The sequence below is a fragment of the Sandaracinomonas limnophila genome, assembly GCF_004005965.1.
GTDB classification, from domain to species: Bacteria; Bacteroidota; Bacteroidia; order Cytophagales; family Spirosomataceae; genus Sandaracinomonas; species Sandaracinomonas limnophila.
In genome coordinates, this window is record NZ_SACY01000001.1 from 49,012 (window position 1) to 68,260 (window position 19,249).

18 protein-coding genes are annotated in these 19,249 nt (G+C 34.7%); 11 read left to right on the forward strand and 7 right to left on the reverse strand.

The window, feature by feature from the left end:
* The first annotated feature begins 5 nt into the window (after window positions 1-5).
* A complete protein-coding gene (locus EOJ36_RS00220; protein ID WP_127802631.1) occupies window positions 6-317 on the forward strand; it encodes an iron-sulfur cluster assembly protein in 312 nt (103 codons plus the stop codon).
* Between the two features lie 36 nt (window positions 318-353).
* Window positions 354-767 carry a BrxA/BrxB family bacilliredoxin gene (locus EOJ36_RS00225; protein ID WP_127802010.1) on the forward strand — a complete coding sequence of 138 codons (414 nt, stop codon included), beginning with the start codon at window positions 354-356 and terminating at the stop codon, window positions 765-767.
* An 88-nt stretch (window positions 768-855) separates the two neighbouring features.
* On the opposite strand, the gene EOJ36_RS00230 is transcribed toward EOJ36_RS00225, so the two are convergent.
* Together EOJ36_RS00230 and EOJ36_RS00235 are read right to left on the reverse strand one after the other, a co-directional pair.
* Window positions 856-3,660 carry a M16 family metallopeptidase gene (locus EOJ36_RS00230; RefSeq protein WP_127802011.1) on the reverse strand — a complete coding sequence of 935 codons (2,805 nt, stop codon included), beginning with the start codon at window positions 3,658-3,660 and terminating at the stop codon, window positions 856-858.
* A gap of 50 nt (window positions 3,661-3,710) precedes the next feature.
* Window positions 3,711-5,117, reverse strand: a complete 1,407-nt coding sequence (locus EOJ36_RS00235; protein WP_127802012.1) for a tetratricopeptide repeat protein — start codon at window positions 5,115-5,117, stop codon at window positions 3,711-3,713.
* 94 nt (window positions 5,118-5,211) lie between these two features.
* On the opposite strand from EOJ36_RS00235, the gene EOJ36_RS00240 reads away from it, so the two are divergent.
* From EOJ36_RS00240 to EOJ36_RS00265, 6 genes are all read left to right on the forward strand, one after another.
* Entirely contained in the window at window positions 5,212-6,162 is a 951-nt protein-coding gene (locus EOJ36_RS00240; protein WP_127802013.1) for a Ppx/GppA phosphatase family protein, read from the forward strand.
* A gap of 63 nt (window positions 6,163-6,225) precedes the next feature.
* A complete protein-coding gene (locus EOJ36_RS00245; protein ID WP_127802014.1) occupies window positions 6,226-6,969 on the forward strand; it encodes a MotA/TolQ/ExbB proton channel family protein in 744 nt (247 codons plus the stop codon).
* Window positions 6,970-6,980: 11 nt separating this feature from the next.
* Window positions 6,981-7,382 carry an ExbD/TolR family protein gene (locus tag EOJ36_RS00250; protein ID WP_127802015.1) on the forward strand — a complete coding sequence of 134 codons (402 nt, stop codon included), beginning with the start codon at window positions 6,981-6,983 and terminating at the stop codon, window positions 7,380-7,382.
* A complete protein-coding gene (locus EOJ36_RS00255) occupies window positions 7,383-7,895 on the forward strand; it encodes a DUF421 domain-containing protein (protein WP_127802016.1) in 513 nt (170 codons plus the stop codon). It abuts the gene before it with no gap.
* 53 nt (window positions 7,896-7,948) lie between these two features.
* On the forward strand, window positions 7,949-10,408 hold the full coding sequence (gene thrA, locus EOJ36_RS00260; protein WP_127802017.1) for a bifunctional aspartate kinase/homoserine dehydrogenase I: 2,460 nt from the start codon (window positions 7,949-7,951) through the stop codon (window positions 10,406-10,408).
* Window position 10,409: 1 nt separating this feature from the next.
* The gene (locus tag EOJ36_RS00265; RefSeq protein ID WP_127802018.1) at window positions 10,410-11,339 is read left to right on the forward strand and encodes a homoserine kinase; all 930 of its coding nucleotides are present in this window, start codon (window positions 10,410-10,412) and stop codon (window positions 11,337-11,339) included.
* Window positions 11,340-11,534: 195 nt separating this feature from the next.
* On the opposite strand, the gene EOJ36_RS00270 is transcribed toward EOJ36_RS00265, so the two are convergent.
* On the reverse strand, window positions 11,535-12,419 hold the full coding sequence (locus tag EOJ36_RS00270; protein WP_127802019.1) for a tyrosine-type recombinase/integrase: 885 nt from the start codon (window positions 12,417-12,419) through the stop codon (window positions 11,535-11,537).
* Between the two features lie 39 nt (window positions 12,420-12,458).
* Complete coding sequence (gene rpsU / locus EOJ36_RS00275; protein WP_127802020.1) at window positions 12,459-12,653, reverse strand: 30S ribosomal protein S21; 195 nt, start codon at window positions 12,651-12,653, stop codon at window positions 12,459-12,461.
* Window positions 12,654-12,793: 140 nt separating this feature from the next.
* On the opposite strand from rpsU, the gene metG reads away from it, so the two are divergent.
* Window positions 12,794-14,824, forward strand: coding sequence for a methionine--tRNA ligase (metG, locus tag EOJ36_RS00280; protein ID WP_127802021.1), 2,031 nt, complete (start codon window positions 12,794-12,796; stop codon window positions 14,822-14,824).
* 367 nt (window positions 14,825-15,191) lie between these two features.
* Here metG and EOJ36_RS00285 read toward each other — a convergent pair whose 3' ends face one another.
* Together EOJ36_RS00285 and pth are read right to left on the reverse strand one after the other, a co-directional pair.
* Entirely contained in the window at window positions 15,192-15,665 is a 474-nt protein-coding gene (locus EOJ36_RS00285; protein WP_127802022.1) for a hypothetical protein, read from the reverse strand.
* Window positions 15,666-15,916: 251 nt separating this feature from the next.
* A complete protein-coding gene (gene pth, locus EOJ36_RS00290; protein WP_127802023.1) occupies window positions 15,917-16,477 on the reverse strand; it encodes an aminoacyl-tRNA hydrolase in 561 nt (186 codons plus the stop codon).
* Window positions 16,478-16,545: 68 nt separating this feature from the next.
* Between pth and EOJ36_RS00295 the strand changes: the two genes are divergently transcribed.
* The gene (locus tag EOJ36_RS00295) at window positions 16,546-17,292 is read left to right on the forward strand and encodes an SDR family NAD(P)-dependent oxidoreductase (protein ID WP_127802024.1); all 747 of its coding nucleotides are present in this window, start codon (window positions 16,546-16,548) and stop codon (window positions 17,290-17,292) included.
* A gap of 311 nt (window positions 17,293-17,603) precedes the next feature.
* On the opposite strand, the gene rlmB is transcribed toward EOJ36_RS00295, so the two are convergent.
* A complete protein-coding gene (rlmB, locus tag EOJ36_RS00300; protein WP_394342705.1) occupies window positions 17,604-18,392 on the reverse strand; it encodes a 23S rRNA (guanosine(2251)-2'-O)-methyltransferase RlmB in 789 nt (262 codons plus the stop codon).
* Window positions 18,393-18,477: 85 nt separating this feature from the next.
* Between rlmB and EOJ36_RS00305 the strand changes: the two genes are divergently transcribed.
* Window positions 18,478-19,248 (forward strand): class I SAM-dependent methyltransferase, encoded by a 771-nt coding sequence (locus EOJ36_RS00305; RefSeq protein WP_127802026.1) that lies wholly within the window; start codon window positions 18,478-18,480, stop codon window positions 19,246-19,248.
* Window position 19,249 lies beyond the last annotated feature (1 nt).

A 19,249-nucleotide genomic window follows, 5' to 3' on the forward strand; every position in this document is an offset into this window, starting at 1 on the left:
ATATGATTACTGAAGCAGATTTAAAGGAAAAAGTTGTAAAAGCCATTAAAACGGTTTATGACCCAGAAATTCCAGTAGATGTGTATGAATTGGGATTAATTTATGAAATTAAAATTTTCCCAGTGAATAACGTTTATGTGTTAATGACCTTAACTTCACCTTCATGTCCTTCTGCGGAAGCAATTCCAGTAGATATTGAAAAAGCCATCAGAGAAATTGAAGAAGTATCAGATGTTTCAGTTGAGCTTACTTTTGACCCACCTTATTCACAAGATATGATGTCGGAAGTTGCAAAACTTGAACTCGGCTTTTTATAATTCACAATTTATAATTAACAATTAATAATTAAAAGAATGTATCCAGAACACTTAGTACATCCCATGCGGATGGATATCGTAGAAGGAGGTTTTTCAGAATTGAAATCTTCAGCAGATGTGGAAGAAGTTATGGCAAAGCCAGGAACTACTTTATTGTTTATCAATTCTGTTTGCGGTTGTTCGGCAAGAACAGCTCGTCCAGGAGTGAAAGAAGCGGTAGCCATTTCTGCAAAAAAACCGAATCAATTGGTAACTGTTTTTGCCGGAGTAGATTCAGAGGCAACACAAAAAGCTAGAGAATATACATTACCTTATCCTCCATCTTCTCCATCCATTGCTTTATTTAAAGATGGTGAATTAGTCCATTTCGTAGAGCGTCATCACATTGAAGGTCGTTCCGCTGAAATGATTGCGGCCCATTTAGAAGGGGCATTTGAGGAATTCTGTTAGAAATTATGAGTTATGAATTATGAATTATGGATTTTTTCAAAATAACTCATAACTCATAATTCATAATTCATAACTCATAATTCACAATTTATTTCGGTGCTCCCCCTACAGCTCCCGCATCACTTGGCTTTGGGTCTTTTGCCTTTTCAGCCGCTTTTTTTGCCGCACCTTCGTAATCTCCAGCTTTAATAAACGACATCTTAGTTAGGTCAATATTTCGTCTTACAGCCTGTAATATTTGCTCTGGAGTTAAATTGTTGATTTTATCTTCTAATTCTTTAGACCACTTCATGGTTCTGCCTAAATATAGATTTGAATTTAACAACCCACTTAATGAATTATCTTGAGATCTTGATACTTGGCGTGCTTGCATTAAAGATTTCTTTGCTTCATCAATTTCTTTTTGGGTGAAGCCTTCTTTTAAAACCTTTTCAATTTCTTCTTTAAAAGCTGCTTCTAGTTTTGCCAAGTTTTCTGGTGCATAAATTGCATACCCAACAAATGCCCCATATTCATCTATTGGATGAGCGCTAAATTGCGATCCTACACCATAAGATAATCCATCTTTTTGGCGAATTCTGTTCATTAAACGTGAGCTTAAACCTGAACCACCACCCAACATATAATTGCTCAATTCCATAGCCGGGTAATCTGGGTTCGAATCTTTCATTTTAATTGGCTGATAGGCTAAGAAAAAAGCATTTGCCTTATCAGGAGTCTCTATCGATTTATTTTGACCTTTTAAGTCCTTGTAAATAGCAGGGATTCTGGTAAAAGATTTTGGTGATTTCCAATTTGAAAAATCATTTTTAATTTCTTCTTTAATTGCAGTTTCATCAAAATCTCCTACAACTGAAAAAGTTGCATTAGAAGCTCCATAGAAATTTTTATAAAACGCAACAGCGTCCTCTAATTTTACATTTTTATATAATTCTGCAGATTCCTCCAAGGTGGCTTTATAACGAACATCATTTTTCGGAAAATGTCCAGTAGTTAATTGGTTCATCGCATCCATTGCCTTAGCTTGTGGTTCACTTTTTTGACTTTCAATACTTGTCAAATTTTCTTGTTTTAACTTTTCAAACTCTTGGGCATCAAATGCTGGATTTTTCAATGCATCTGCAACTAATTTTAATGTAGGGACTAAATTTTCCTTGGTTGTTTCGATGCTTATGTTAGCCTGAGTCGATTCTCCAGAAATGCTAACTCGTGCTTTTAATTTATCTAATTCGTCTTGAAATTGTTGACGCGTTTTAGTTTTTGTTCCTTTGCTCAACATATCAGCCGCTAGATCAGCCGCTGTACTTGTACCTAATAAAGATTTTTCATCTCCAAAACGTAATGTCATTCTTGCAAAAACTGCGCCACCTCTTGTTTTCTTGGTTAATAAGGCCAATTTGATTCCCTCAATCGTTTCAGTTTTAGTCCTAGAATCAATATTTGCTGGACTTGGATCAAATGCTTCTCCTTCTGAAACAGCTGCTTTGGGTTTATAGTCTTTTAAAACCTCCGCGGCTTCCTTTGCTTCTGGGATTTCTGCTCGAACAGGTTTTTCAGTAGGATAAAATACACCAGTTGTTCTATTTGAACTTATAAAATATTGTTGAGCCACTCGTTGAATGTCTGCAGGAGTCAATTTTTCCAATTGATTTCTTGTTTGAAATAACATTCTCCAATCGCCTAAAGCAATAAATTCAGATAAACCTAAACCTACCCGTTGCGCATTGTTTAATAACAATTCAATATTTTTTTGGTTTTTGGTTTTGATGCGATCCAATTCCTCTTGAGTCGGAGGCGTTTTTGCATACTGTTCAATGGTTTCCTGCATGATTTTTTTCACTGTGTCAACTGATTTATCTTTTAATAATTCAGCAGCAAAATAAACCAAACCTGGATCTTTTAATTGAAAAGTAAAACCACCAACTGAAGATGCTTTTTTTGTTTCAACTAATGCTTTGTATAATTTACCTGATGGTTGATCAGTTAATAAATCTGTTAATACATCGCAAGCAACATAATCTGGATGCAAGCCTGATGGTATATGGTACGACATTCCCACAACCTGCACATCGCCCACACGACGTAAACTTACTTCTCTTTCTCCATCCTGTGTAGGTTCCGCCGTAAAGGTCTTTGGTAAAATTCTTTCAGGTTTTGGTAAAACACCAAATTTCTGATTGATTAATGCCAATGTTTTCTTTGGGTCAAATTTTCCTGCAATTAATAAAACAGCATTATCAGGCTGGTAATATTTTTGATAATAGGCTTTTAAATTTTCAATTGGTACTTTTTCAATATCTGACCGAGCTCCAATGGTTGAATTGCCATAATTATGCCACAAAAACGCTGTAGAAACGATACGTTCCATTAAAATACTCCCAGGGTCGTTTTCATTCATTTCAAACTCATTCCGAACCACTGTCATTTCTGTTTCTAGGTCTTTTTTATCTACTCTAGAATTCACCATTCGATCCGCTTCCATGTCCAAAGCCCAATCCAGGTTTTCATCGGTTGCTGAAAAAGTTTCGTAATAATTGGTGCGATCTAACCAAGTAGTGCCATTGAACTGAGCTCCGTGGTCTGAAATTTCTTTGGCAATTTCTTTGTGTTTTCCATTGGTTCCCTTAAATAAAAGGTGTTCCAAAAGGTGCGACATACCAGTCTCCCCATATCCTTCATTTCTTGAACCAACCAAATATGTGACATTAACCGTGATGGTTTGTTTGGAAGGGTCAGGAAATAATAAAACCTTCATTCCATTGCCCAATTTGTATTCTGTAATACCTTCGGCAGTTGTAATTTTTTCTGGAATAGCTAGGCTTGGTGCTTTTTGTTGGGAATATCCCAAAATACTAGTGGTCAGCAATAAGGCTGAAAAAAATAGTTTTTTCATAAGTTTTGATTTGTTTTTAATATATGGTTAAAATTTAAATTATCAATTAATTACTTTTTTTTATACTCTTGAATTAATTTATAAATCGCTTTTTGGGTTTCAATATCTGGGAAATAATCGAAAATTAGTTCATGTTTATCATAATCTAACAATAATCCAGTTTCAAGAAAGTGAAAAGCCTCCTTAAACTGTCCCCCTTTAATTAGAAAAATGGCACATCTGTAGTAGAGCTCGGCCTCTTCAGGTAATTCATCAATTGCGGAAAGCATTATATCTGCAGCTTTTTCATAATCACATAAATCAAAGTGCAATTGAGCCCATTTGGTCCAAGTAATTGCCAAAAAAGAATCCAATTCAATAGATTTTTGGAAAGCTTCATCTGCAGAAACCGTATTGCCTAAATAAGATTCAATATCTCCTAATCCAGTCCAGTATAAAGCAACGTTTTCATTTAATTTGATGGCCTTTTTGATAAAATGAAGGGCTTCAAACCAATTTTCCATTTCTGTTAGGCAATAGGCTAAGCCATAATATGCCTCATCCCAAAAATTAGAAACTTTTATGGCTTCCTTATAATACTTGATTGCCTCAGTTAGATTTTTCTGTCGTTCAAAACAAGAGCCAAGGCAACAATATAATTCAGCATTAGGTTCATCATATTTTAAACAAGTTAGGTAAGCTTCTTCAGCTAAATTATATGATTTTTGGTTCATATAAATATTCCCTAAATTGAAATAGGCAGAAGCAAAAGTAGGTTCAATAGCAATGGAATATTGGTATGCATCAATTGCTTTATCGTACATTTTTAGCTTCGCGTATGCAATGCCCATATTGTACCAGCCTGTGAAAGAAAACGGATCATTGTCGATAAAACGCTGATAATATTCGATGCTTTCTTCAATTTTGCCTATGTTGTCTAAGGCATTTGCCAATTCAACCAATGCACCCTCATTATCGGGATTAGCCTCTATAGCCTTTTTAAGCATATCCACAGCTTCACGGTGTTTCGACCAGTTTACGTAAACGGTACCAAGTCGAAAATAGATTTCATCTTTCTCGTTATAAGTATCTAAAAGCCCTAACAATAATTCAATAGCCTTGCTGTGTTCACCTAGGGTGCTCAAAAGGGTTCCTTTAGTAAGTTGTAATTCCAAATCATTTGGAAACAACAAAGCGGCTGATTCTACCAATTCCATTCCTTCATCAGCCAAGCCATTTTCAGCTAAAGCAAGGGCTTTAATATGAATTAATTCTAAGGTATTGGGAAAATGTTTTAATCCGAAATCACATGCTTGAATAGCCTCGTCAATTTTTCCTAAGCCTACATAATATTCGGCAATTTGTTCCAGGGTGTCAACGTCAAAAAAGGAATTTTCTTCCTCTGAAATCATTCGTTCAAAACGCTCGACTGATGAAAAAATATCTTCATTTTCTTCATCGAATTCAGAATGTAACATATTTAGGTGTTTTGAATGAAAAATTTATTAAATAAACTAAAAATACTTGAAAGGTGTATCTATATTTATCATTAATTTTCCTTAAATAATTCAAATGGGTTATCAATCTGCGATAATTGACTTGGGGACCAATACTTTTCAGTTGTTAATAGCTGGTTTCGATGCTGAAAAAATGCAAATTTCGATTAAAGAAAATCAAACCTATGCTGTATCCCTAGGACTTGGGGCAATGGAGACAGGTTTTTTACAAGAAGATGCATTGAATAGGGCATGGGTGGCGCTCGATTACTTTTCTGAAATTATAAAAAAGTATGAATTAAAGGGGAGAGTGACCGCTATTGGCACTTCTATAATCCGTAATGCTTTAAATGGAGAAGAATTTTTGAGTCAAATCAAAAGTAGATACGGATTTGAAGCTGTAAAGATTTCAGGCAAAAGAGAAGCTGATTTAATTTTTTCTGGAGTAGTGGAATCGATGCCAAAACCCTGGATAGAAACCAGTTTGATTATGGATATTGGCGGGGGAAGTACTGAGTTTATTTTGTTCAAAGAAGAGGAAGTGCTTTTCAAAGGCAGTTATGAAATAGGGGGTTTAAAGATGCTGTCCTTATTTCATTCAAATAACAATTTTTCAATTGAAAATAAAGCAGATATGGAGCAATATGTTTTAGCTCAAATAAAGGATTTAATTGAAGCAACTAAACAGTTTAAACCATTACATTTGATTGGTGCAGCAGGTGCATTTGAGACCCTTTATGATCTGGAGTGTATTGAAAATTGTAAAGATAAGTTGGAAGGAAATTATGCAGAGGAACTCTCTGTTGAAATATTTTACCAGCATAAGCGTTTACTTGAACAAATGACTTTAGAGGAGCGTGAAAAATTTCCAGGCATGAAACCTTTTCGTGCAGGAATCTTGCCTTCTGCAATGATTGAAATTGATTTGATTTTGCAAGCAATGGGGAAATCAAGCTTATGGTTTTCCAACTTCAGTTTAAAAGAAGGATATTTTTTTGAAACCTTCCGGAATTCTATTCCAACCTGATAAAATTGTAAAAAAAAAATTGTAAACTTGTAGTTAATTGAAATTTAAAAAACTTTTTAATTTATGGCATTTTCGCTAACAACCATTTTATTACAAGCAGGTTCCCAAATTGTCGATAGCACGGCACAAGTTGTAGATACAGTTGCAAATTCTGCAGTGGTTCAACAAACTACTAAAGTTGCAGAAGATTTTAGTGTTATAGACCTGTTATCTAAAGGTGGGTATGTGATGTATCCAATTGGTATTTTATTTGCTGGTGCAGTCTTTTTATTCATTGAAAGATACTTGTATATCCGCAAAACAGCCAAGTTGGACGAAAATTTCTTGCATACAATTAATGATATGTTGGTGGCTGGAAATGTTCAGTCAGCAGTTACTTACTGCAAAAATTCTCAATATCCAATTGCAAAATTGTTGGAAAAAGGTCTTGGGCGTTTAGGCTCACCTATTCGTGACATTGAAACTGCCATCGAAAATAAGGCAAAAGTTGAAATTTATAATATGGAGAAAAACCTGGGTATTCTATCTGCAATTGCGAGAATTGCTCCAATGTTTGGATTCCTTGGTACTGTAACGGGAATGATTCGTACATTCCATAATATTTCGATTTCAAATAAAATTGATATTTCAACAATTGCTGGAGGTATTTACGAGAAAATGGTGACTTCAGCTTCTGGACTTATCGTAGGTATCATTGCTTATGTACTTTATACTTTATTGTTGACTATGATTGATAGAGCAATCAACAAAATGGAAATTACAGCAATCGATTTCTTAGATATTTTACATAAACCAGCGAGCAAATAATCTGAATACAAATGAATTTTAGAAAAAGAGAACGCGAACAATCAGAAGTAGAAACAGGAGCCTTAGCTGACATTCTATTCTTTCTTTTGATGTTTTTCTTGATGATTTCAACTTTGGCTTCTCCAGATGCAATTAAATTATTGCTACCTGAAAGCACAAAGCCAACGCAGACGCCAGCAAATGAAGTGATTAAGTTGACAGTGGATGAAAATAAGAATTACTTTATTGATGATCGTCAAATTGACCCATTAAATTTAGAACAAGAATTAACTACTGAGGTCCAAATTAAAAAAGCTGCAACTTTAATAGTGCGTATGGATAAAAATCAAACTGTTCAAGATTTAACAAATGTTTATGATCTTGCTGCCAAATTGAACCTTTCTATGGTGATGGCCGCAGAAAAGAAAAAATAAATGGAAGGCTACTTCAATATAGCCCTTAGATCAATAGCCGTTTACATATTCATTGTAGCGGCTATTCGTCTTTTTGGGAAAAAAGAATTTGCTCAATTAACCATAACTGATTTGGTATTTATTCTCCTAATTTCCAATTCAGTTCAAAATGCAATGGTAGGAGAGGATTCATCCTTGTTGGGTGGATTAGCTTCAGCACTTGGACTTTTTCTTTTAAATTTTTTAATCAAAAAATTAACATTTTTGTTTCCAAAGGTAGATAAACTATTAGATGGAGAGCCAGTGACCTTGGTTTATCAAGGCAAAATTATTGATTCCGGTTTACGTAAGGCGGAGGTATCAAAAGAAGAATTGATGGTTGCAATTCGAGAACATGGAGTTGAAAAATTAGAAGAAGTAGATTTAGCAGTGTTTGAGGTGGATGGAAATATTTCTGTTTTGTCGGAAAATTTCAGAAAATCGACAAAAAGAAGAAGGAAAGGACATAAGATTTTAGGAAAAAATCAGTCATAAGTGGTATATTTGTTTCTTAAAGCCTGTTTGTAGAGGCTTTGTAAACAAATTTTATGGAAAAAATACTAAAATTCGGAGGAACTAGCTGCGGAAGTATTCAAAGTATCGAGCAAGTTGTTTCCATCATTGAGAAAAATGTAAAATCTCAATCCCAATTTTCAGTAGTATTTTCGGCTATGAGTGGTGTAACCAACCAACTGTTGGAAGCTGGTAGCCTAGCCTCAAAAGGTAAAAAAAATGCACTGGAATTAGTCGAGCAAATTGAAAATCGACATTTTGAAGTAATCAAACATTTTATTCCTATCAAAGGACAATCGCAAGTCATTGCCAATATTCGCAATTTGGTAAATGAATTAAAAGATGTTTTGAAAGGGATTACTCTTTTAAAAGAAATTTCTCCAAAGTCCTCAGATCTTTTAGTCAGTTTTGGAGAGCGTCTTTCAACCACTTTAATTTTCTATATTTTACGTGAGAAAAATTTAGATGTTGAGTTTGTGGATGCTCGAGAAATCATAAAAACCAATGATGAATTTGGCAAATCTGAAGTAGATTTCACGCTTTCCAATCCTTTAATTCAATCTTATTTTACTAATTTGGGAAATAAAATTGGCTTAGTAACAGGGTTTATTGGTTCAAATACAAAAGGAGAAACTACAACCCTAGGTAGAGGTGGTTCAGATTATACAGCTTCTATAATTGGTGCTGCTTTAGGTGTCAAAGAAGTTGAAATTTGGACGGATGTAGATGGAATAATGACGGCTGATCCTAGAAAAGTTTCAACGGCTTTTACTATTCCAAGTATTTCCTATGCGGAAGCTATGGAGTTGACGCATTTCGGCGCCAAAGTAATATATCCACCTTCTTTGCAGCCGGCTTTTCAAAAAGAAATTCCAATTCGAGTTTTAAATACGTTTAATGCAGATTTTAAAGGCACAATTGTTACCAAAAAACCAGCTTCGAGTAAATATATCATTACTGGAATAAGTTCTATCGACCAGTTAGCTTTGGTGAACTTGCAAGGCTCAGGTATGGTAGGTGTTGCGGGGGTGTCAGCTAAATTATTTTCAGTTTTATCGAAAGAAAAAGTATCCGTAATTTTAATTTCCCAGGCATCTTCTGAGCATTCAATTTGTTTTGCAATTGAGCCTCAAATGGCAGATAAGGTTAAATCAATTTTGACATCTGCATTTGAAAAAGAAATCCAGGATGGAGATATTGAAGGTATAGAGGTTCAAAGAGATCTTTCTGTGATAGCTATTGTGGGAGAAGGGATGAAAAAACATACCGGAGTTAGCGGTAAATTGTTTTCTGTATTAGGCAAAAATGGTATCAATATAGTAGCAACTGCCCAAGGTTCCTCTGAATTAAATATATCAGTTGTGATTGCTCAAAAAGACCTTTCAAAGGCTTTGAATGTAATTCATGAAACCTTCTTTTTTTCTCAATTACGTAGCTTGCATTTGTATTTAGTTGGAGCAGGATTGATTGGCAAAACCTTATTGAAGCAGTTGGCAGGACAAGAGAAGTTTTTGGCCAATTATCGAGGATTAAAGGTGAAATTGGTAGGAATAGCCAATTCTAGAAAGCAATTGATTGATGAAGCTGGTATTCCAATCAATGAGGCAATTGAATTATTAAATGAAAAGGGTAATCCAAATCAAATAGATACTTTCATTGAGAAAATCAAAGAGTTAAATTTACCCAATGCGGTATTTGCTGATTGTACGGCAGATAAAGAAATTTACCACCATTATTTAGGATTATTTAAGTCAAATATTTCTGTTGTAACTCCGAATAAGGTCGCAAATTCCGGTCCCTATAAACAATATGCGGAATTACATCAAACTGCATTGCAGAAAGGTGTAAAATTTTTGTACGAAACCAATGTTGGTGCTGGGTTGCCTGTAATAAATACCTTACAAGGCTTAATTGCTTCAGGCGATCGTTTTGAGAAAATTGAGGGAGTACTTTCAGGTACATTGTCTTTTATTTTTAACCAATTTGTGCCTGGTAAATCCTTTATGGAAGTTGTGAAGCAGGCCAAAGAAAAAGGATATACAGAACCTGATCCAAGAGAAGATTTATCTGGCATGGATGTCGCCCGTAAAATTTTAATTTTAAGTAGAGAAATCGGTTTAAAATTGGAATTCTCTGATATAACCATTGAGAAAATAATTCCTGCTAATTGTGAAAATGCAAATTCAGTAGATTCATTTTTTGAAGAATTGGATAAATCAAATGCCTATTTTGAGAATTTAGTTAATGAAGCTCATCAAAATGGTAAAAAATTAAGATACATTGCTGCATTAGAAAATAATAAAATTACAATTGGATTGCGTCAGGTTGATTCATCTCATCCTTTTTATCAAATGGATGGTGCAGATAATGTAATTGCCTTTACAACTAAACGGTACCACGATAGACCTTTGGTTATCAAAGGTCCCGGTGCAGGGGCAGAGGTAACAGCTTCTGGCGTATTTGCCGATATTGTTTCACTAGGAAATTTAGCATAAGATGGAACAAGTAAGAGTTTATGCACCAGCAACAGTTGCCAACGTAGCCTGTGGATTTGATATTTTTGGTTTTGCAGTGGATCGTCCGGGTGATGAAGTTGTTTTGACTAAAAAAGACACTCCTGGAATCATTATTTCAGAAATAACTGGTGATGAAGGTCGATTACCATTAGAAGTACATAAAAATACTGCTGGAATTGCTATTCAAAAATATTTAGAGCATATCGGAAGAACAGATCAAGGTTTTACGATGGCATTGCATAAGGATATGCCTTTAGGCTCTGGTTTAGGTTCTTCTGCGGCTTCTGCAGTAGCTGGAGTATTTGCTGCAAATGAATTGATGGGCAAGCCCTTGTCGCAAAAGGAACTTTTGCCTTTTGCAATGGAAGGGGAACGTGTGGCATGTGGTTCAGCCCATGCAGATAATGTAGGTCCAAGTTTGTTGGGTGGTTTTGTCATTATTCGATCGTATAATCCTTTAGATATCATTGAAATAAAGGTTCCTGAAGATTTATTTGCTACAATTGTTCATCCACAAGTTGAGGTGAATACTAAAGATGCAAGAAGTATTTTGGAACGTGAAATTCCTTTGAGTAAAACGATTGAACAAATGGGGAATGTTGCAGGTTTGACAGCGGGTTTATTGTTGTCTGACTATGAGTTAATCTCTAGGTCTTTAGAAGATGTAATTATTGAACCTATCCGTTCCATTTTAATTCCTCAATTTAAAGAAGTAAAGTCGGCAGCTATGGCTGCAGGTGCCTTGGGATGTTCCATTTCTGGGTCTGGACCTTCCTTATTTGCTTTATCACGTGGTTTAGAAACTGCTGAAAAGGTTGCTGTTGCTATGACTGGAGCTTTCAAGGATGCTGAAATTGAATCTGAGGCCTATGTATCGGGTATTAACCAAAGAGGACCAGTAGTAAGTTGAAAGTTGAAAGTGGAAAGTGGAAAGTGGAAAGTGGAAAGTGGAAAGTGGAAAGTGAAAAGTGAACTATTTAATCAATTTGTTGATAGGAAGTTTATTTATTTTTTTGTTGGGGAAATCACTCCCCTTACCCCCTGCAATTTAAGTATTTTATTTAAAAGAAATCTGATAATTTTAAAACAGCCTGTATACCACTTTTCACTTTCCACCTTTCGGATGTGCCTGCTTGTAAATCTCTTTCATTTTTTCTAATGAATTGTGCGTGTAGACCTGAGTAGCTGCTAAATTAGCATGGCCTAAGAGTTCTTTGATTGCATTTAAATCGGCTCCTTTGTTGAGCAAATGAGTGGCATAGCTGTGTCGCAATACATGGGGCGACTGTTTTTCGATGGTACTTGTTTGAGAAATAATCTTTTTTATGATTCTTTGTACAAACATAGGGTAAAGTGCTTTCCCTTTGGTATTTGTCAGGAGGATTTCTGAATCCACTGGCCTAATTTTAAGATATTTTTCTAGCAATTCAAAAATGCTTTTAGGCGCAGGAATTATTCTTTCCTTGTTTCTTTTTCCCAAAACTTTAATTTGATGGTTGAGAAAATCAATCTGGTTTACTTGCAGATTGATTAATTCTGAAAGTCGCATTCCAGTTCCATAAAATAGTTGAAAAATCAATTCTTGTTGAAGCTCTTCAAAAGATGATATTTCAGAATGAAATGCAATTTTCTCCATTTCAGATTCTCGCAAAAACTGGGGTAGTTTTTTACTTGTTTTTACCATCTTAATGGAAATCATTGGGTTCTCAATTGCTTTGCCTGTTCTTTGTAGGTATTTATAGAAAGTTCTTAGCGTGGCAAGTTTTCGATTGATACTTCGATTGTCGAGTGATTGGTTCGCAAGATACACAAGCCAAAGTCTGATTTCTTTAGAATTTAAATCAACAATAGATTTTTCAGGAGTAAATTCCTCTGATATAAAGGAAGAGAATTGCAGTAGGTCAGTTTGATAGGAGCGTAGGGTATATGGACTGAGTCGCCTTTCGATTTGCAAATGCTCCAAAAAAAAATTGACTAAATCCTGATTCATTCACGAATTTAGTCAATTTTTTAAGTATTTTATCGAAAACTAGTTATTTGAGTTTCCGTACATTTTTTGCTTATATGCAGCGCGTATTAATTCAGTACGACGAGAAACAGATGGTTTTTCAAACGCAGATCTTCTACGTAATTCTTTAACTACTCCAGTTTTCTCAAATTTCTTCTTGAAACGCTTTAAAGCTTTATCAATTGATTCGTTCTCTTTTATTGAAATTAATAACATTCTATTTTATCGGTTTTTTGAAAATGTTTGCAAATATAGTTTTTTATTTTGAAAATACCAATAGTCTATTGCTAATAAATGATATTTTTTCAAGCATTTACAGGTAAAAATTGCCTATTTTTGTGTTTTAATAATTTTGAATGCCAAATTTTAATCGAACAACCGTTACCGCTGCCCTAATTTATGCCAATGGGCCTATACATATTGGACACCTTGCCGGCTGTTATTTGCCAGCTGATATTTATGTTAGGTATCTTCGAATGCAGAAAAAGGATGTAGTTTTTGTATCAGGGACAGACGAACATGGCGTACCTATTACAATTAAGGCGCAAAAGGAGGGTAAAACTCCACAAGAGGTTGTTGATCATTATTACAAGGTAATTAAGGATTCTTTTAGTGAGTTTGGTATTTCATTTGATATATACGGTCGAACTTCAGATCCTGTTCATCACAAACTTTCTCAAGAATTTTTCAAAAAATTGTATGACGAAGGAAAGTTTATAGAGGAAACTACAAACCAATTTTTTGATGAATCAGCCAATCAATTTCTAGCAGATAGATATATAGTTGGAGAGTGCCCATCTTGTCACCAACCAGGGGCCTATGGTGACCAATGTGAAAAGTGTGGAACTACACTTTCACCTACAGAATTGATAAATCCAAAATCAACTTTGTCAGGAAATTCACCTATTTTAAAGCCTACCAAAAACTGGTTTTTGCCTTTAGATCAATGGCAAAAGTCTTTAGAGGAATATGTATCGGGACATCCAGAATGGAAATCTAATGTATCCGGACAAGTTAAATCGTGGCTACAAGAAGGCTTAAAGCCCCGAGCAATGACTCGCGATTTAAATTGGGGAGTGCCTATTCCATTGCCTGATACAGAAGGAAAGGTATTGTATGTATGGTTTGATGCACCTATTGGTTATATTTCCATGACTTCTCAATTAACAGACGATTGGGAGAAATATTGGAAGGCCGAGGATTCTCGCATAGTGCATTTTATTGGAAAGGATAATATCGTTTTCCATTGTTTGATCTTCCCGGCAATGTGCATGGCTCATGGTGAATATCAATTGGCAGATCAAGTGCCCGCCAATGAATTTATGAATTTGGAAGGAGATAAAATCTCAACTTCTCGAAATTGGGCTGTTTGGTTGCATGAATATTTAGAGGATTTTCCAGGTAAGCAGGATGTATTGCGGTATACTTTGACTGCCCTTAGTCCAGAAACAAAAGATTCCGACTTTACTTGGTCTGATTTTCAGACCAAAAACAACTCTGAGTTGGTTGCTATTTTGGGGAATTTTGTCAATCGTGCATTTGTTTTAATTGACAAAAATTTCGATTCAAAAGTGCCGGAAAAAACTGCTGGGGCAGGTTTAGAGGAAGATATGATGAAACAGGTTCAAGCTATTTTAGAGCCTCTGTCAAATGCCTTGGAACAATATAAGTTTAGGGATGCTTTGGTGGCAGCCATGGAAATTGCTCGAATAGGAAATAAATATTTAGCAGAGGCTGAACCTTGGAAGTTAATTAAAACTGAGCCTGAAAAAGCGGGTACAGTATTGAATTATGCGATTCAATTGGTAGCCCATGCAAGTATTGCCTTGGAGCCATTTTTGCCGTTTACTTCTGAAAAATTAAGAAAAGCATTGGGACTAAATCAAGCTGAATGGAGTAAAATTGGCGATTTTAATTTAATAGAGGCTGGTACATCTTTGAAGAATCCAGGACTGTTATTTGAAAAATTGGAAGATGATGTGATTCAAAAGCAGATTGATAAATTACAGGAAACAAAAAAACAAATGGAATTGGCAAATAAAAAGGTGCCTGAAATAAAAGAAACAGCAAGTTTTGATGATTTCTTGAAAATGGATTTACGAGTGGGACAAATAGTTGAGGCGGTTGCAGTAGAAAAAAGTAAGAAATTATTGCAATTGAAAGTTGATGATGGGATAAAAGTAAGAACAATTCTTAGTGGTATTGCAGAGCATTTTAAACCGGAAGAGGTAAAAGGTAAACAAGTTACTTTTTTGGCCAATTTGGCTCCACGTAAAATAATGGGGGTAGAAAGTGAAGGGATGATATTGATGGCAGAAGGTCAGGAAGGTGAATTGGTTTTCTTGAATCCAAGTAGCCCTATCTGGAATGGAGCGAAAATATCTTAATAAGAGAAAAGTTAAAAGTTAAAAATGAAAAGTTAAAATGCAATAAACCCCGCAGGGGTTTACTTGTAATAGCCCGGGGTGAAACCCCGGGTTTCTAATAAAAAGTTTTAATAGCCCGGGGTTTTACCTCGGGTTTTTTGTTTCGTTGAATTAAAACAACAAAAAAAGTCCAGAAGAAACTTCTGGACTTTTTGTTAACCTCTAAACCTATTTAACTATGAAAATTTTTACAAAGATATAAATAGTTTTTTAAATTCATATAAGTTTAGTACAAAATTTATAAAAAAAAGGTGTTGTTAAAAACAGCACCTTTTCAAATTACCTCTAAACCTATTTAACTATGAAAACTACTAACAATCTTAACTTTTTATTGCTTAAATACGACAATTAGGCTGTTTGAAGCGAATGTCATATCGTTTGCTTCTACATCAATCACAGGCGATTTTTCATTTATTGCCCAGATGATGTTAATGTTTTTGGCGGATTTGTTTATTTCTTTAATCCAATTTAACGATTTTTCGTCTTGAATATTTTGTGCTTGTGCAGAAAGATTTTTAATGGTTTCATTGAAAATTGTTTTTTCTTCCTTGTTTAGCTTTAAATATTCAACTTGATTGTTTTGATAAGCATCTAAGATGTTCATCGTTACCGTTAATTGTGTAAAATTTCCTTTTCCAGTCTCCTTGTATAATGATTGGAACTTGCCAGATAATGTTTCTTCTAAATTTACTTTTTCTGCTTTCGCAATTCCAACATTTGCTGGGATACCGCTTGCTTTCACCTCGTTCACGATTAGGCTTAATCCAATTAAACTGCTAATCAACATAATTTTGCGTTTCATTTGTTTTGTTATATTTAATTGTCTAAATCAACACTGCAAAATTATTGTATTTTTTTGATATGGCAAAACTTGGTTTTAGACAATTTTGCCATTTTTTGAAAGTTGAATTCTTTAAATAGCACTTAAAACCAAATTATATATAGGTTTTATGATTAATAACAGAATAATATTTTTGTACTTTTTTGAAAATAGTAGGAATATTTTTATTTTTAAAAATCTTATAAAAATGCAAAATTCTTTAAAAAGTACAATTATTGGTTGAATTTATTCATCGTTTGTTGTATGCCTTCCAAGCAAAATGTTTCGATGAAGAGGATTGTTTTGTCTAAAATGAATGGTAAAAGTTCAATTTCTTTGTCAGAAAAGTTACCTAATACATAATCAATTTGTTTTCCCTTGGCAAATTGATCCCCGATTCCCATACGCAAACGCGGATAATCTTGGGTACCAAGAACTGCTTCTATGTTTTTTAGTCCATTGTGTCCCCCAGAAGATCCTTTCGGTTTCAATCGTAATGTTTCAAATGGTAGGGCTAAGTCATCAACTAATATTAAAACTTGTTCTTTTGGAATTTTTAATTGTTGCATCCAATAATTTAAGGCTTTGCCACTCAAGTTCATAAAAGTTGAGGGTTTCAATAAATGTATAGTATGTCCTTTTAATTTAAAGGATGAAACTGAACCCAGTCGATCTACCTTAAATTGAATTTCTTTAAATTTGGCGAGATAATCTAAAGCCATAAAGCCAATATTATGTCTTGTGAATAAATATTCTGGGCCAATATTCCCCAAACCAACGATTAAGTAATTCATAGAATAAATTTTTACAAATTTATTGCATAATTTGTGTTTCTTTTCTTCAAAACCTGATTATTTAAAAAATGAATAAAATTGCTTGTGTTACTGGTGCTAGTTCCGGAATTGGTAGAGCTACTGCATTAGCTTTGGCGTCTGTTGGCTATTCTTTGATTTTATGTGGAAGGAGAATGGAGCGGCTGGAAGAATTACAATTAGAAATAACCACTCCTAGTGTTTGTTTACAATTTGACGTAAAAAATCAACCTACTGTTCAAGATGCATTTGATTCATTAACAGAAGAATGGAAGTCTATTGATGTTTTAATAAATAATGCGGGTAATGCGCATGGCTTGGAGCCAATTGATCAAGGAGAAATTGACGATTGGGATGAAATGATTGATGTAAATGTAAAGGGACTCTTATATGTATCTAAAGCGGTAATTCCCGGAATGAAGGCAAGAAATAAGGGACATGTGGTTAATCTTTCTTCCATAGCAGGTAAAATGACTTATGCCAATGGAGCTGTTTATTGTGCCTCTAAAGCAGCTGTCGAAGCTTTATCAAACGGAATGCGTTTAGATTTGAATCCATATAATATCAAGGTTTCTAACATTGCCCCTGGTGCAGTGAATACTGAATTTTCATTAGTTCGATTTAAAGGAGATCAGGAAAGAGCTGATTCGGTCTATAAGGGTTTCGAACCTTTATATGCGGAAAATGTGGCAGATGCAATTAAATATGTAGTTACAGCCCCTGTAAATGTGCACATTTCTGATTTAACTATTTTGGCTGGTGCGCAGGCTGCTGCTACGGTTATACATAAGGGATAAGGTATGAGGTATGAAGTATGAGGTATGAGGTATGAAGTATGAGGTATGAGGTATGAGTAGGTATGAAGTATGAGGTATGAGAGATAAGGTGTTAGTTTTAAGGTTTGAGTTTTAAGATGTTTTTATCAATTTGTTGATAGGAATTTCAATAATTTTTGTGTTGGGGAAATGCATTCCCCTTACCCCCTGCAATTTACTAATTTAAAGTAAAAGTTTTTTGATAAAATTTTAGCGCCATGCATAGTCCCCCAATTTCGGAACAAAACCCTTATTCTTAACACTTTGCACCTTATCCCTTTCCCTTATCCCTATTAAATATTCTGTTGCCTCACAGCTTCAAAAAGAACCACACCTGTAGCCACAGAAACGTTCAAAGATCCAACCTTTCCAGCTTGGGGAATAGATACCATCTCATCGGCTCTGCGTAAGATATTATCAGTAATACCATCTTCCTCCGATCCCATAACAATTGCTAATGGGCCCGTTAAGTCAGTTTTGTATAAATTATTTTGTGCTTTTTCGGTACAGCAAACCACTCGTAGTCCAGAGTTTTGAAGATATTCAACAGTACTATAAAGAGATTCTTCTCTACAAACAGGTAAGAAATTCAAAGCGCCAGAAGAGGTTTTCATAGCGTCCGCATTGATTTGTGCCGCACCTTTAGAAGGAATAACGATTGCTTTTACTCCTGCTATTTCAGCCGTACGCGCAATCGCTCCAAAGTTTCTGACGTCAGTTATTCGATCTAAAACTAAGATGAATGGATTTTCTCCTTTGTCGTAACAGTCTGAAATTACATTTTCTAATTTAGCATAATGAACAGCCGAAACAAATGCAATAACTCCTTGGTGATTTTTACGAGTAATTCTATTTAATTTCTCCAAAGGTACTTTTTGCACCTGTAAACCACTTTCTTTTGCCAATTCTAAGACTTCATTATTGCCTAATTCTCTTTGAATTAAAATTTTATCAATTTCTTTTCCAGAACGAATTGTTTCTAAAACAGATTGAATACCAAATACAAATTCTGAGTTAGAAGGTTTTGGAGCAAAATTTGGACGAAAGGGTTTGCGGAAGGGTTTGTTTTCTGAATTCACGATGCTAATTTTGGCAAAGGTCGGTAAAAAATTAGAATTATCCACCATTTCCTCAATTTTGAGTATCTTTGTAGCTTTAACACTTTATATGTACAAGACTACCGAAATTGCCTCTTCTGAAATAACATCTGATAATCCCGTTCATCAACGTTTACTCTTTCCTTATGAATATGTGAGCCAATTGGTATCTGGAAATTTATTGGAAATAGGATGTGGAACTGGCAGGGGAGTGGCTGTATTGTCTAATCAAATCAGTAAATATACGGGTGTAGATAAGAATGAAGAGTTATTGAATAAGCTTTCTAAAGAATATCCCAATTTTACTTTTGTGGATATGTTTTTACCTCCTTTAAAAGATATTCCTTCCGATTCGTTTGATTACGTGGTTACTTTCCAAGTAATTGAACATATTGAAAATGACGATTATTTCTTGAAAGAAGCTGCTCGTGTGCTAAAACCCGGAGGTAAATTGTATCTAACAACTGTAAATAAAAAATTTTCATTGACACGCAACCCTTGGCACGTAAGAGAATATTTAGCTCATGAATTAGAAGCTTTGATGCAAAAGCATTTTGCTCAGGTAGAAACTTTAGGGGTTCATGGAAACGAAAAAGTGATGGCCTATTACGAGGAAAATAAAAAGTCTGTACAAAAAATTACACGCTTCGATATTTTTAATTTGCAGTATAAATTGCCTCGTACCTGGTTGCAGGTTCCTTATGACATCGCCAATAGAATGTCTAGAGTTCTAGCAGCTAAATCGAACGCAAAATTGGTTTCGGATATTCAAGTAAATGATTATTTCATTTCTGATAAACCGGCAGATTCTTTAGATTTCTTTTACATAGGTACCAAATAGA

Bases quoted from the DNA above. Each gene is read 5' to 3' on its own strand.
- EOJ36_RS00295 (WP_127802024.1), top strand. From the start codon at position 16,546: ATGAATAAAATTGCTTGTGTTACTGGTGCTAGTTCCGGAATTGGTAGA.
- EOJ36_RS00265 (WP_127802018.1), top strand. From the start codon at position 10,410: ATGGAACAAGTAAGAGTTTATGCACCAGCAACAGTTGCCAACGTAGCC.
- EOJ36_RS00285 (WP_127802022.1), bottom strand. From the start codon at position 15,665: ATGAAACGCAAAATTATGTTGATTAGCAGTTTAATTGGATTAAGCCTA.
- thrA (WP_127802017.1), top strand. From the start codon at position 7,949: ATGGAAAAAATACTAAAATTCGGAGGAACTAGCTGCGGAAGTATTCAA.
- EOJ36_RS00305 (WP_127802026.1), top strand. From the start codon at position 18,478: ATGTACAAGACTACCGAAATTGCCTCTTCTGAAATAACATCTGATAAT.
- EOJ36_RS00245 (WP_127802014.1), top strand. From the start codon at position 6,226: ATGGCATTTTCGCTAACAACCATTTTATTACAAGCAGGTTCCCAAATT.
- EOJ36_RS00250 (WP_127802015.1), top strand. From the start codon at position 6,981: ATGAATTTTAGAAAAAGAGAACGCGAACAATCAGAAGTAGAAACAGGA.
- rpsU (WP_127802020.1), bottom strand. From the start codon at position 12,653: ATGTTATTAATTTCAATAAAAGAGAACGAATCAATTGATAAAGCTTTA.
- metG (WP_127802021.1), top strand. From the start codon at position 12,794: ATGCCAAATTTTAATCGAACAACCGTTACCGCTGCCCTAATTTATGCC.
- EOJ36_RS00235 (WP_127802012.1), bottom strand. From the start codon at position 5,117: ATGTTACATTCTGAATTCGATGAAGAAAATGAAGATATTTTTTCATCA.
- EOJ36_RS00240 (WP_127802013.1), top strand. From the start codon at position 5,212: ATGGGTTATCAATCTGCGATAATTGACTTGGGGACCAATACTTTTCAG.
- EOJ36_RS00270 (WP_127802019.1), bottom strand. From the start codon at position 12,419: ATGAATCAGGATTTAGTCAATTTTTTTTTGGAGCATTTGCAAATCGAA.
- EOJ36_RS00255 (WP_127802016.1), top strand. From the start codon at position 7,383: ATGGAAGGCTACTTCAATATAGCCCTTAGATCAATAGCCGTTTACATA.
- EOJ36_RS00225 (WP_127802010.1), top strand. From the start codon at position 354: ATGTATCCAGAACACTTAGTACATCCCATGCGGATGGATATCGTAGAA.
- EOJ36_RS00230 (WP_127802011.1), bottom strand. From the start codon at position 3,660: ATGAAAAAACTATTTTTTTCAGCCTTATTGCTGACCACTAGTATTTTG.
- pth (WP_127802023.1), bottom strand. From the start codon at position 16,477: ATGAATTACTTAATCGTTGGTTTGGGGAATATTGGCCCAGAATATTTA.